The organism is Pseudoclavibacter sp. RFBJ3 (assembly GCF_002931375.1).
Taxonomy (GTDB): domain Bacteria; phylum Actinomycetota; class Actinomycetes; order Actinomycetales; family Microbacteriaceae; genus Pseudoclavibacter.
In genome coordinates this window covers 340,458-353,374 of the sequence record NZ_PSXZ01000001.1, presented here as the reverse complement: position 1 = coordinate 353,374, position 12,917 = coordinate 340,458, and the positions used below count along the sequence as shown (strand labels likewise).

Below are 12,917 nucleotides of genomic sequence, written 5' to 3'. Positions count from 1 at the left end.
CCCCCGACCCCAACCGCACCAAGCCACAACGCTGTGGGAGCGGACGCGGTTCCAAAGAGCGCGAGCGATCAAAGAGTTGTGGGCAAGCGCTGCCCATCCCGCCCCCAACCGCACCAAGCGACAACTCTGTGGGCGCCGAGTCGGGTCGGGTCCACCGACCTCTGAGCCCGAGCCCCAACGGCGAAGGGCGAGCAGCCAGCAGCCAGCGGCCAGCGGCCAGCGGAACCTGTCCACTCACACCAGGACCCAGGACGCTCGGAGAGTTGTGGCCAAGTGCTCCCCACTCCGCCCCCAAACGCACCAAACCACAACTCCGCGGACGCGGATACGCACGCGGACGAACCCCGGCCGCCACGCCGACGCCCCTCCCGCAGAGAGTTGTGGGGAGATGCCGCTTACCCCGGCCCCAACCGCACCAGGCCACAACTCTGGCGGGCCGGCGCGCGCGGCCCGGCGCGCAAGACTCGGCACGCAACCGCGCGCGGCCCGGCCCAGCCCGCGAGAATCCGCACGCGAGACCCGGCCCGCCAGGACCGGCCCCGCCAGGCCCCGCACGCGAGACCCTGCCCGCCAGGCCCGGCCCGGCCCGGCCCGGACTGACCCTGCCCGCCCGGCCCGGCCTGGCCCGCGCGACTCAGCAGCCGTGCCCCGTGTGGCCGCGTGCCGCGTGGTGGACGTGCGGCGCGGGGTCGCTGGCGTGCGCCGCGGCGAGGAACTCCAGCAGGTCGACGCGCGCCCCATCCACCCACGTTCCGAGGACCTGCACGCGCTCCGAGAGGTAGCGGGGCGTCACCTCGTACGGGTCGGCGCTCAGCTCCACGAAGTCGGCGAGCTTGCCCACCGCGATCGATCCGACGAGATGCTCCCGGTGGAGGGTGCGGGCCGCGTCGATCGTGTGGGACTTGAGCGCCGCATCCACCGAGATCGCCTGCTGCGGGGCGTGGATGCGCCCGCTGCTCGTGCGCCGGGTCGCGGCCGTCTGCACGTTCAGGATGGGGGCCGGCGGGGACACGGAGCCGTCGTTGTGCAGCGACACCACGACCCCCGCCTCGACCGCCTCGGCGAACGCCTGCCAGCGCGCGCCGTGCTCGGGCGCGAACATGTGCCCGTCGAGGAGGTCGCCCCAGAAGTAGTACTGGAACGGCGCGAGCGAGACGTGGACGCCGAGGCGCGCGGCCCGCTCGAACTGCTCGCGGCGCCCAGCCCCCGCGTGCTCGATGCGCCAGCGGTGGTCGGTGCCGAGCAGACCGTGCTCGGCGAGCGCGCGCTCGTAGGCGTCGAGAGCGAAGTCGATGGCCAGGTCGCCGTTCGCGTGGAACGACATCTGCCAGCCGAGCGGCGCGCAGCGGTCGAGGATCGCATCCACCTGTGCTCGCGAGTAGTTCATGGCGGATGCGCCACCCGCCGTCGCGGGGTCGATGCCCGCTCGCTCGGTCGCCTCGCTCGCGACGTACGGGAACGAGGTGGCGACGTTGCCGATCCACGGGGACCCATCGGTCCAGAGCTTCACGCCCTGCTTGACGAGACGCTCCTCCCCCGCGGCGAACGTTGCGGAAGCCCCCGGATCTGCGGCGGTCGACACCTCCCACAGGCTCACACGCAGCGGCGAAGACGGCATGACGGCGAGCGCCTCGTAGGCGGGGGCGAGGTCGGCGGAGAACGTCATGTCGGACGTCGAGGTGATGCCGGCGCGCGCCATGAGGGCGTAGTACTCGGCTGCGCTGCCGAGAGGGTTGCCGCCGAGCTGCTGCATGACGGGTCCGAGCACGGCCGTGTTGGCGGGGATCTCGTATGAGATGCCGGTGAGGGCGCCGTCGGCGTCGCGCGCGAAGGATCCCCCGATCGGGTCGGCGGGCGGATGCGCGTCCCAGCCGCGACTGCGGATGAGCGCCGACGTGAACGAACAGGCATGCCCGGAGTTGTCGACGACCACAGCGATCCGGTCGCCGAAGATCTCATCGAGGTCGGCGGCCGTCGGGGCCGGGCGACCGTGCAGGAGCGCATCGAAGCCGTTGAAGAGCAGGGGAAGACCCGCGTCGTTCTCCGCCATCGCCTGCGAGAAGATGCTGAGCACGTCGCTCCAGCGCGGCGCCTTCCACGGCGCGATCGACAGCGCAGGCAGCTGCGTGGCGAGTCCGCTCAGGAACGGGTGGCTGTGCGGGTCGATGAAGCCGGGCATGAGCACGGGCGCGCCGCTATCGAGCACCGGGGCCCCCGGCAGAACCTCCGCGCACTCGGCGAGCGTGCCGACGGCGACGATCTTCGCGCCGGCGACCGCGACGGCGGATGCACGCGGCAGCTGCGCATCCATCGTCACGATGGTGCCGGCGGTGAGGATGAACGCGTCAGCGTCAGCGAACGCGGGAACGGGCTGCGCGGAGTCGGGCAACGCGGGAACGTGCTGTCCTAGAACGGGGTGCCCGAGAACCTGCTGCTCCGGAACAGGCTGCACGGGAACGGGCTGTCCCGGAACGGACTGCCCGGAGTCGAGCACCGATGGTGAGCTGGACGCGGGTGAGGGCACACCCGCGGTCTCGTCGGGGGCTTCTGGCTCGGGCATGCGACTCCTTCGGGCGTCGCCCTTGGTGACGGGCGACGAGTGCGGGGTGGAGCTCGGGGCGGAGCAGGCGCCTCGCGGCGACGCCACCAGTATGCCGCGCACCGGCATCGCTGCCGCGCGCGTCGCTTCTCTCGAACTCGCGCTGGCGACCGCCCCGTCCGCACCAAGCTGTGCGCACCAATCACCCCGCACCCCGCCATCCCCCCAACCCGCGCCCGGGCATCCGGCGTGCCCGCCAAGCTCGGCACGCACGTCCAAAGCGGACTTGTGGTCGTCAAGAACGCGCCAGAACAACCACAACTCAACTCTGGGCAAGCGGGGGAAGCACACGAGGCCTGAGCAGAAGGGGGCCCGCGCAGGGCGGGCGGACCGGGAGGGGCACGCGAAGTCGTGGCGCAGCGGGAGAACTGCGGCGGATGCGGCGGCGGGCCGCGCGCACGTCCAAAGCGGACTTGTGGTCGTCAAGAACGCGCCAGAACAACCACAACTCAACCCTGCGCGGAACGGGGAGGGACGTGCATAACCAGGAAGCAGCGGAAGGGCACGCGGAACGGGGAGGCACGCGCAAAGGCCGGGCAAAAAGGGCGAGGCGCAGCGGGAGGGGCAGGCACAGCGGGAGAACGCCGACGGGCAAGGTGGGCGGGGCGCGCGCACGCCCAAAGCGGACTTGTGGTCGTCAACAACGCGTGAGAACGACCACAACTCAGCCCTGCGCGGCGGGGAGGGGCGGGCGGAGCGGGGAGGGACGCGCGAAGGCCGGGCGAAGACGGGCAGGCGCAGCGGGAGGGCGGCGGCGGACGGGGTCAAGCCGCGCGCAGGCGCACCATCTCGGCGTAGCCGTCACGGTAGCCGGGGTAGTCGAGGGCACCGAGGAATGCGTGCATCCGCTCGCCGCTCAGCAGGGTGCCGCCCGCTTCTTCCGGGTGGATGCGCGGGGGCGCATCCACGCCCAGCTCGCCCGCCACGAAGGTCGCGACCTCGCCGAGGGAAGCCGGGCTGGCGTCGGTCGCGTGCAGCAGTTGGGGCGCGTCTGCCCGCTCGAGCAGCGCCTCGATGGCGCGCACGAGGTCGGTCTCGTGCACCCGATTCGTCCGGCGGGCGTACTGGATGGGGTCGCCAGCGAGCACACGCCGGATGAGGCTGTCCCGCCCCGGGCCGTAGATTCCCGATGGCCGCACGACGGTGGCGCCGAATAGCTCGACCGCGCGTCGCTCGCCGTCGACGAGCGCGCGGCCCCGGTCCGAGGTCGGTGCCGGCGCGTCCGTCTCGCTGATCGAGGAGCCGTCGCCCCTGCCTTCGAACACACGCGTCGATGACACGAACACGACCCGCTCCGGGATGCTCGGCAGGCTCGCCGCGAGCGTCTCGAGGGAGCGCCGGTAGCCGTCGGGCGCGACGACGCCGTCCACAGAGGGCGGCGGGAGCGTGATGACCAGCGCGTCGACGCCGGGCATGCTGAGGGGCGCGGCGCCCGAGTCGGTCAGGTCGGCGCGGATGAGCTCGATGCCCTCGCCCGCCGTGCGCTCGCCGCGCCGCACGCCGAGCACCTCGGTGCCGCGGGCCGCGTACCGCTCCCCCAGTCGCGCGCCGAGCTTGCCGAAGCCGGCGATCAGCAGACGTTCGGGCGCGGACGGGGAGGCTGCGGGGGTGCTCATGCCACGAGCGTAGGTGTCGCCTCCCGCGAGATGCCCTAGAGGGCGCCGAGGCGTATCCTCGGGACGTGACTTCGGAGATCAAGACCCCGTACGAAGACCTGCTGCGCGACGTGCTCGAGACCGGCGCCCGCAAGTCCGACCGCACCGGCACGGGGACGCGCAGCGTGTTCGGCCGCCAGCTTCGGTTCGACCTGTCGGAGAGCTTCCCGCTCATCACGACGAAGCGCGTGCACTTCAAGTCCATCGCGTACGAGCTGCTGTGGTTCCTCCGCGGAGACTCGAACGTGCGCTGGCTGCAGGAGCGCGGCGTGAAGATCTGGGACGAGTGGGCCGACGAGAACGGCGACCTCGGCCCCGTGTACGGCGTGCAGTGGCGCTCCTGGCCGACCCCCGAGGGCGGCCACATCGACCAGATCGAGCAGGTCGTGGCACAGATCCGCGACAACCCCGACTCCCGCCGCCACATCGTCACGGCCTGGAACCCGGCCGAGATCTCCACCATGGCGCTGCCCCCGTGCCACGCCCTGTTCCAGTTCTACGTCGCCGACGGCAAGCTCTCCTGCCAGCTGTACCAGCGCAGCGCCGACCTGTTCCTCGGCGTGCCGTTCAACATCGCCTCCTACGCCATGCTGACGCTCATGGTGGCGCAGCAGACGGGGCTCGAGCCCGGTGAGTTCGTGTGGACGGGCGGCGACGTGCACATCTACGACAACCACGAGGAGCAGGTGCGGGAGCAGCTGACGCGGGACCCGTACCCGTACCCGCAGCTGCGCATCCACCGCACCCCCGACACGATCTTCGACTACGAGTTCGAGGACTTCGAGGTCGCGAACTACGAGCACCACCCCACGATCCGCGCGGCGATCGCGGTATGAGCGTCGGGCTCGTCTGGGCGCAGGCGCGCGGCGGCGTGATCGGGGCCGAGGGCGGCATCCCCTGGCACGTGCCCGAGGACCTGGCGCACTTCAAGGCCGTCACGCTCAAGCATCCCGTGATCATGGGCCGCAAGACCTGGGACTCGCTCCCGGAACGCTTCCGTCCCCTGCCGGGGCGTCGGAATATCGTCGTGACGCGGCAGGCCGGCTGGGCCGCAGAGGGGGCCGAGCGCGCCGGGTCGCTCGAGGAGGCGCTCGCCCTCGTGGGCACGGGCACGAATGCAAACGCCGACGCCAATGCAAACGCCGACGCCGACGTGTGGGTCATGGGCGGAGGGGAGCTCTACCGGGAGGCCATCGCGCGCGCCGACCGCCTCGAGGTGACTGAGATCGACCTCGACGTCCCTGGCGACGCGCACGCCCCTGACTGGTCTGGCGAGGAGTGGTCGGCGGAAGCCCGTGAGCCGTCGGAGGGCTGGCTCACCTCGCGCACCGGCATCCGGTACAGGTTCGTCAGCCTGTCTCGCTAGGCCAGAGGCGCCGGGCTCGCAACGACGGCGTCGGGCCTCGGGCAGTCAGCGCAGACTGGACACGGGCCTACGCCTGCACGGGTCTCACTCGGAGCCCGCCGAAGCCCCCGTCGACCGACAGGACGCTGCCCGTCGTCGACGCGGAGAGCGGCGACGCGAGGTACGCGACCGCCCCTGCCACCTCGGCCGGCGTGACGAGCCTGCCCGTCGGCTGGCGGGCGTTCATGGCGGCGCGTTCCGCTTCCGGATCGGCGACGTTCGCGACCATCCGCTGCACCCAGGGCGTGTCGGTCGTGCCCGGCGAGACGGCGTTGACGCGGATGCCGTCGTGCACGTGGTCGGCCGCCATCGCGAGCGTCAGCGCGTGCACGGCGCCCTTCGTCGCCGAGTACAGCGCGCGCTGCTGGATTCCCGTCGTCGCGGCGATCGAGGTGAGGTTCACGATGGCCGCCGCGTCCGACTCGCGCAAGGCCGGCATCGCTGCCGCGCACACGCGGGCGACGCCCCGCACGTTGACGTCGAGCACGCGCGCCCAGTCGTCGTCGCTCGAGTCCTCGACCGTGCCGAAGGCGCCGATGCCCGCGCAGTTCACGACGACGTCGAGCCGCCCGAAGCGGTCGAGCACGGCCGCGACCCCGGCATCCACCGAGGCCCGGTCGGACACATCGACGCTCACGCCGAGTGCCGGCCCTGCAACCGAGGCCCCGTCGAGGTCGAACACGGCGAGCTGCGCGCCGCGAGCCAGCAGCTCCTCCGCGACGGCGGCACCGATCCCGGATGCGCCGCCCGTGACGATCGCGACCCTCCCGCCGAACTCTCCGTCGCGGTCGGTCCCGCCGCTGCTCCTGCTGTCGCCGGTGCTGGGGCTCGTGCCGCCGCCGCTCACGCCGCTGCCCCCGAGCATCCCGCTGTTTGCGGATGGCTTCCGCGCTTCGGGATGGCGTGCAAGCCATCCCGAAGCGCGAAACCCATCCGCAGACGGCTGGTGGCGACAGCGCCGGGGACCGCGGACGCGCACGCCGACGCCGACGCCGACGCCGACGCGGACGCGGACGCGATCACGAGGCGTCCTCGAAGCGCTGGCGGGCGGTGCCGAGGCCGTCGATGGACAGCTCGACGACGTCACCGTCGCGCAGGTAGGGGTTGCCCTCGATGCCGAGGGCGACACCGGCGGGAGTGCCCGTGTTGATGAGGTCGCCCGGCTGCAGCACCATGAACTGGCTGAGGTACCAGACGACGTGGTTGACGTCGAAGACCTGGTCGGCGGTCGTGCCGTTCTGCCGCGGGACGCCGTTGACGCTGAGGCGGAGGCCGAGGGCCTGCACGTCGGCGATCTCGTCCGGCGTCGCGACCCACGGGCCGAGGGGGTTGAAGGTCTCGCAGCTCTTGCCCTTGTCCCACTGGCCGCCGTGTTCGAGCTGGAACTCGCGCTCGCTGACGTCGTGGGAGAGCACGTAGCCGCCGATGACGGCGGCGGCGGCGTCCGGCGAGGCGAGGTAGCGGGCTTCACGAGCGATGACGATGCCGAGCTCCACTTCCCAGTCGGTCTTGACGGAGGTGCGGGGGATGCGCACGGCGTCGAAGGGGCCGACGATCGTCGACGGGTCCTTCATGAAGATGACGGGTTCCTCTGGGATGGCGGCGCCGGTCTCTTCGGCGTGGTCGCGGTAGTTGAGGCCGATGCAGACGATCTTCCCGGGGCGCGCGATGGGGGCCGCGAGATCGAGGCCCTCGAGCTCGCGGCCGACGGTGCCGAGGGCGGCCGCTTCGAGTTCGCCGAGCTCGTCGTCGGAGCGGGCGAGGAGCGCGCCGTCGACCCGGTCGACGCCGGCGAGGTCGTAGACGTGGTCGCCGTCGACGATGCCTGGCACGACTCGGTTGCCGTCACGGCGCTGAACGAATCTCACTTGGGGTCCTCCTGGTGGTCGGTGGTGAAGCTTCTCGGGTCGATGAGCCTGTGGTCGGCGAGGTCGCGCCAGAGTTCGTCCGGCACGGCGACGGATGCGCGTCTGAGGTTGTCGTGCACCTGGGCCGCGTTCCGCATGCCGAGGGCGATGCCGGCGACGGCGGGGTGCTGCAGAGGGAACGCGAGTGCCGCATCCGGGAGCGTGACGCCGTGCCGCTCGCAGAGCTCGGCGATGCGGTGCACCCGCTCGAGCACCTCCGGCGGGGCCGGCAGGTAGTTGTAGACGGCGTCCGATCCTGGGCGTGGGGTCGAGAGAAGGCCCGAGTTGTAGACGCCGACCGCGATGACGGAGGCGCCGGAGCGCCTGGCAGGTTCGAGGACGGCGTCGAGGCCCGGCTGCTCGAGGAGCGTGTAGCGGCCGGCGAGCATGGCGACGTCGATGAGGCGCTCGTCGAAGAGCTCGCCGAGCTGGTGGGTCTCGTTGGTGCCGACGCCGATGGCACCCACGACGCCTTCGTCGCGCAGCTCGCGGAGCGTCACGAGCGCTTCGCGGGCGGCGCCCTCGCTGAACGCGTCGGGGTCGTGCACGAAGACGATGTCGACGCGGTCGGTGCCGAGCCGTTCGAGGCTGCCCTCGAGGCTCTGGAGCACGCCGTCTCGGCTGAAGTCCCAGGCACGTGTGAGGTCGTCGGGCACGACGAATCCGTCGTCGACGCCCGTCGGATTCGGGTTGGGCACCAGCAGGCGGCCGACCTTCGTCGAGATGACGAGCTCGTCGCGCGGGTAGGCCGCGAGGGCCGCGCCGAGGCGCCGCTCCGAGAGCCCGAGCCCGTAGTGCGGTGCCGTGTCGAAGAAGCGGATGCCCGCTTCCCACGCCGCCGTGACTGCTCCTGCCGCTTCCTCGTCACCCGTCTCGCGGTAGAGGTTGCCGAGGGAGGCGGCGCCGAAGCCGATGCGGCTCACGCGCACGTCGGTCTCGCCGAGGCGTCGCCGTTCGAGGCCTCCGCTGCGTGCTCGCGAGTCGGCGGGGGCGGATGCGGACTCCAGAGGTCCGACCCCGATCCCGGCAGAGCCGTCGGCGGCGCTCACGACGCCACCTCGCTCATTCCGTAGACACGCTCGGCGGTGCCGGCGTCGATCTGCCGCTGCTCGTCGGCGCTGAGGGCGGACGTGGCGGATCGATACGCGTCGATCCAGGCCCGGTAGCCACCACGCGTGAGGCGCACGAGCGGCCAGTCGGAGCCGAACATGAGGCGGGACGGTCCGAACAGCTCGAGCGCGGGGTCGATCGCGCGCTCGAGCGCCTCCTGCGACCAGTCGCCCCAGTCGTCCTCGATCGTGAGGCCGGAGACCTTGGCGGCGACGTTCGGCAGCGCCGCGAGCTGCCGCAGGCCCGCGTTCCAGGCGTCGAGCTCCCCCGTCGACAGGGGCGGCTTGCCGAGGTGGTCGAGCACGAAGCTCGTGCCAGGTACTCGGGCGGCGAGCCGGGCCGCCTGCTCGAGCTGCCACGGCCGGATCACGAGGTCGAACGCGAGCGACCGCGCGCCCAGCTCGGCGAGACCGTCGGCGACGTCGTCGCGCGAGAGCCAGCGCTCGTCCTCGTCGATGTGCACGGGGTGGCGGATGCCGACCAGCTTCGACGAGCCCGCGTGCCCGCTGAGCACGTCCAGCTGGATGCGCACGCCCGCAGCTCCGGCCCGCAGGTCGACCCAGCCCACGACTCCGGCGAGCTCCGGGGCGCGCTGAGCCTCGTCGAAGAGGTAGTCGTTCTCGATGAGGGTGCGGTCGGACTGCACGACCACGGCGCGCGAGATGCCCGCCTCGCGCAGCTGCTCCGACAGGTGGTCGCCCGAGAAGTCCCGGTCGATGGCCGACATCGAGTCAGGGTCGATCCAGGTCTGCGGCACGAGCGAGCGGTCCCAGAGGTGCACGTGCGTGTCGACGGGGATGCGCGCCGCGAGCTCGCGGCGTCCGCCGCCGCCGGGACCCGCATCCACTGCGGAGAGCGTCTCGCCGTTCATCCCTTCGTGCCGCCCGCGGTCATCCCGGAGACGAGGAAGCGCTGCGAGAACAGGAAGATGATGACGATCGGCGCAACCGAGAGCAGCGTCGCGAGGGCCAGCGTCGGCAGCTCGATGACGATGCTCGTGGCCGTTGTGGGGTTGAACTGGGGCACGTTCGAGAGCAGGTTGGCGAGGCCGACCTGCACCGGCACGTTCTTGCCGCCGACCATGAGGAACGGCAGGAAGTAGTTGTTCCAGTTGCCCGTGAAGCTGAAGAACCCGACCAGGGCGATGACGGGCGCCGCGAGCGGCATCGCGACCTGCGCGAAGACCCGCAGCTCGCTCGCGCCGTCGATGCGCGCCGCATCAAGCAGGTCACGCGAGACGGCCGTCGAGAAGTAGATGTAGGTCAGGTACACGCCGAAGGGGAAGAACGAGAAGGGCAGGATCACGGCGAGCGGCGACCCGATGAGCTTCACCGCGCTCAGCTCGAGGAAGATCGGCAGCACCAGTGCCGTGTTGGGGATGAGCATGACGATGAGCGTCACGAGCAGCAGCGCCTTGCGGCCAGGGAAGTTGCCGAGCGCGAGCGCGTAGCCGGCGGGAACGCTCACGATGAGCGTGATCACGAGCGCGCCGAACGAGTACAGGGCCGAGTTGCCGATCCACGTGAGGAAGATGCCGTTCTGGAAGCTGAAGAGCTGCTCCCAGTTCGCGGCCAGCTGCTCGAACGAGCCGAACGACATGGGGTTCTCGAGCAGCAGCGAACGCGCATCCTTGGTGCCCGCGAGCAGCAGCCACACGATGGGCAGCAGGAAGAACACGACGAACGAGGCGATGACGGCGCCGAGCACGATGCGCATGATCCACTCGCCCGGCGTCAGCTTGCGGGCGAGCGCCTTGGTGACGGGATGCGCCGTGTCCTGGTGCTCGACGTTCCTGGTGTGCACGGTGTCAGTCACGTTCGAACAGCTTTCCCTTGAGGATGAAGACCGTCGAGAGCGCGAGGGCGACGACGAGCAGCGTGATGGAGATGGCGGCCGAGCCGGAGAAGTCGCCCTGCTTGAACGCGTAGAGGTACGCGAGCTGGTTGAGCGAATAGTCCTCTGGCACGACGCCGCGGCTGGCCTGCGAGAGCACTCGCGGCTCGACGAAGAGCTGCGTTCCCGCGGCGAGCGACATGATGCCCATGTAGGAGATCCACTTGGTCATCATGGGCAGCTGGATGTAGAGGGCGACCTGGAGCGGGTTGGCTCCGTCGACCCTGGCTGCCTCGATGACCTCGTTGCTGATGTTGTTGAGGGCGCCGTACATGATGACGATCCAGCTGCCAGCGCCGGTCCAGAACGCGATGACCGTGAAGACGATGGGCAGGTTGTCGATGGAGACGGTGCGGATGAGCGAGTCGTAGCCCATCGCGCGCAGCAGTCCGGCGACGGGGCTGACGGTCGGGTCGAGCAGGAACAGCCAGAGCATGACGCTCGACGCCCCTGCGATGGCTCCTGGGATGTAGTAGAGGAAGCGGATGCTCACGCTCAGCCACTTGGCGCGGATCGAGTGCACGATGATCGCCAGGAACGTCACGAGGATGATGAGGCTGACGAGCCAGAACACGATGTAGAGCGTGACGTGGCCGACGGCGGGCAGGAACCGGTAGTCGCCGAAGACCCGCGCGAAGTTGTCGATTCCGACGAACACGCCGTCCTTGGTGATCGACAGGAAGACCGCGTAGAGGGTCGGGATGATCCCGAAGGCGAGGAGGAGCAGGACGTAGCCGCTGATGAAGACGTAGCCGAAGCGGGTCTCGTTCGCGAGTGGGTTGGCGGCGCGCTTGCGCTTCGCCGTGCGTGGTTTCTTCGGCCCCGCCGGGTCGGCGTCGCTCAGGAGAGCGGCGCCGACCGCGGGTGCAGCCTGGGTGGAGGTCATTCGGCGGCCGTGTACCCGTTCACCTGTGCTTCGTTGAGCACTTCGGTCTGCCAGTCCGGGAGGACCGACTCGATGGTCTTGCCGTCTGCGATCGCCGGCATGACGGTGGTCGCCCAGGCGGTCTCCGGGCTGAAGCGTGCGGATGCCCAGCCGCTCCAGATGCTGCCGCCGGCGTCGATCATCTGCTGCTCGAATCCGTCGATGAAGTAGTTGGTCTCGGCGAGCTTGCCGAGCCATCCTTCGGCGGCGGAGGAGTAGGCGGGGTAGCCGCTCGAGAGCTCGACCTGGAACTCGGGGGCGCTCACCGCGAACTCGAGGAACGTCTTGACCGATTCGAGGTTCTGCGTGTGGCTCGAGGCGTACCAGATGCCGCCGCCGACGTTGCCGGTGGCGATCTCCTCGCCCTCCCAGGCGAGGGGAGCTGCCACGCCGAGCTGACCTTCCGGGACCTGAAGGGCGCTCTGGAAGACGGCGCCCGTGTACCAGACCGGCCCGGGCATGACGACGACCTTGTCGGCGTACTTGGACGTGAACTCGGCGCTGAAGACGCTGTCCTGAACGATCGTGCCGTTGGCGATCATCTTGTCGAGGATCTTGCTGATCTCGACGGAGTTCGAGGCCTCCATGTCGGCGACGAAGGTGTCGCCTTCGGTCTGGAAGACGGGTGACTGCGTGCCCTGGTAGTAGACGTAGGGCATGAAGGCGTCGCCGACGCTGCCGAGGATGTAGCCGGGGTGCTCTGCCGCGAGCTTGTCGCCGAGCTCTCCGTACTCCTCCCACGTGGTGGGCACCTCGTAGCCGAACTGGTCGAGGAGCGGCTGGTTGTAGTAGGTGACGACCTGCGCGAGGTCGTTGCGGAGCCCGTAGACGGTGTCCTCGATCGTGGAGGGGTCGAGGGCGCCTGCGGAGAAGCCGTCGAGGAACTCCTGGTCGAAGAAGCCCTGGTTGAGGGGAGCCGCGAAGCCCTGCCCGCCACCCGGCGCGGGCTGCGAGGCCCACGAGGCGTCGTTCTGCTGGGTGGAGAACACCACGTCGGGCCAGCCCTCGCCGGCCTGGTCCATGAGGGCGATGCGGGTCTGGAAGGTGCCGCTGCCGCCGGCGTTGCCGTCGTAGACCTCGTACTCGATCGGGACGTCGGGGTTGGCTTCCTTGAAGGCGGCGATGGCCGGCTCGCGGGCCGCGTCGACCCAGACCATGATGGGACTGTCGGCGACCTGCTCTGCAGTCGCGAAGCCGTACTCGCTGTTGACTTCGCCGCCGGCTCCCCCGGAGCATCCGGCGAGCAGGAGAGCTGAGGCAGCAGCTGCCGCGATGGTGGCGATGCGCCTGCTGCGGCGCTTCTGGGACGAATCTTGCAACATTGTGCGTCCTTTTCTGGTCGACGTCGTTGACGACTGCTGCCCGCAGGTCGGGGCTGATGCGATTACATCATACGTCTGACGTTAGAGCAAGGGATTCTGGT

The 12,917-nt window shown here is 70.4% G+C and carries 11 protein-coding genes; 2 read left to right on the top strand and 9 right to left on the bottom strand.

Annotated features, from left to right (window positions below; genetic code table 11):
• Positions 1-634: 634 nt before the first annotated feature.
• Both C5E07_RS01660 and C5E07_RS01655 read right to left on the bottom strand, forming a co-directional pair.
• A complete protein-coding gene (locus C5E07_RS01660) occupies positions 635-2,560 on the bottom strand; it encodes an amidohydrolase (RefSeq protein ID WP_219820136.1) in 1,926 nt (641 codons plus the stop codon).
• Between the two features lie 803 nt (positions 2,561-3,363).
• On the bottom strand, positions 3,364-4,215 hold the full coding sequence (locus C5E07_RS01655) for a sugar nucleotide-binding protein (RefSeq protein WP_104298175.1): 852 nt from the start codon (positions 4,213-4,215) through the stop codon (positions 3,364-3,366).
• Between the two features lie 65 nt (positions 4,216-4,280).
• Between C5E07_RS01655 and C5E07_RS01650 the strand changes: the two genes are divergently transcribed.
• The gene (locus C5E07_RS01650) at positions 4,281-5,090 is read left to right on the top strand and encodes a thymidylate synthase (protein WP_104298174.1); all 810 of its coding nucleotides are present in this window, start codon (positions 4,281-4,283) and stop codon (positions 5,088-5,090) included.
• Entirely contained in the window at positions 5,087-5,620 is a 534-nt protein-coding gene (locus C5E07_RS01645) for a dihydrofolate reductase (RefSeq protein ID WP_104298173.1), read from the top strand. Before C5E07_RS01650 ends, C5E07_RS01645 begins: the two co-directional genes overlap by 4 nt.
• Positions 5,621-5,687: 67 nt before the next feature.
• On the opposite strand, the gene C5E07_RS01640 is transcribed toward C5E07_RS01645, so the two are convergent.
• The 7 genes from C5E07_RS01640 to C5E07_RS01610 all read right to left on the bottom strand — a co-directional run bounded on the left by C5E07_RS01640 (position 5,688) and on the right by C5E07_RS01610 (position 12,816).
• Positions 5,688-6,524, bottom strand: a complete 837-nt coding sequence (locus C5E07_RS01640; protein WP_104298172.1) for an SDR family NAD(P)-dependent oxidoreductase — start codon at positions 6,522-6,524, stop codon at positions 5,688-5,690.
• Between the two features lie 154 nt (positions 6,525-6,678).
• Positions 6,679-7,527, bottom strand: a complete 849-nt coding sequence (locus tag C5E07_RS01635; protein WP_104298171.1) for a fumarylacetoacetate hydrolase family protein — start codon at positions 7,525-7,527, stop codon at positions 6,679-6,681.
• Positions 7,524-8,615 carry an aldo/keto reductase gene (locus C5E07_RS01630; protein WP_258063742.1) on the bottom strand — a complete coding sequence of 364 codons (1,092 nt, stop codon included), beginning with the start codon at positions 8,613-8,615 and terminating at the stop codon, positions 7,524-7,526. Before C5E07_RS01630 ends, C5E07_RS01635 begins: the two co-directional genes overlap by 4 nt.
• Entirely contained in the window at positions 8,612-9,547 is a 936-nt protein-coding gene (locus C5E07_RS01625; protein WP_104298170.1) for an amidohydrolase, read from the bottom strand. The genes C5E07_RS01630 and C5E07_RS01625 overlap by 4 nt, the downstream gene beginning before the upstream one ends.
• Positions 9,544-10,491, bottom strand: a complete 948-nt coding sequence (locus C5E07_RS01620; RefSeq protein ID WP_258063562.1) for a carbohydrate ABC transporter permease — start codon at positions 10,489-10,491, stop codon at positions 9,544-9,546. Before C5E07_RS01620 ends, C5E07_RS01625 begins: the two co-directional genes overlap by 4 nt.
• Positions 10,484-11,455 (bottom strand): carbohydrate ABC transporter permease, encoded by a 972-nt coding sequence (locus C5E07_RS01615; protein ID WP_258063741.1) that lies wholly within the window; start codon positions 11,453-11,455, stop codon positions 10,484-10,486. The genes C5E07_RS01620 and C5E07_RS01615 overlap by 8 nt, the downstream gene beginning before the upstream one ends.
• Positions 11,452-12,816 carry an ABC transporter substrate-binding protein gene (locus C5E07_RS01610; protein ID WP_104298169.1) on the bottom strand — a complete coding sequence of 455 codons (1,365 nt, stop codon included), beginning with the start codon at positions 12,814-12,816 and terminating at the stop codon, positions 11,452-11,454. The genes C5E07_RS01615 and C5E07_RS01610 overlap by 4 nt, the downstream gene beginning before the upstream one ends.
• Positions 12,817-12,917: the final 101 nt, after the last annotated feature.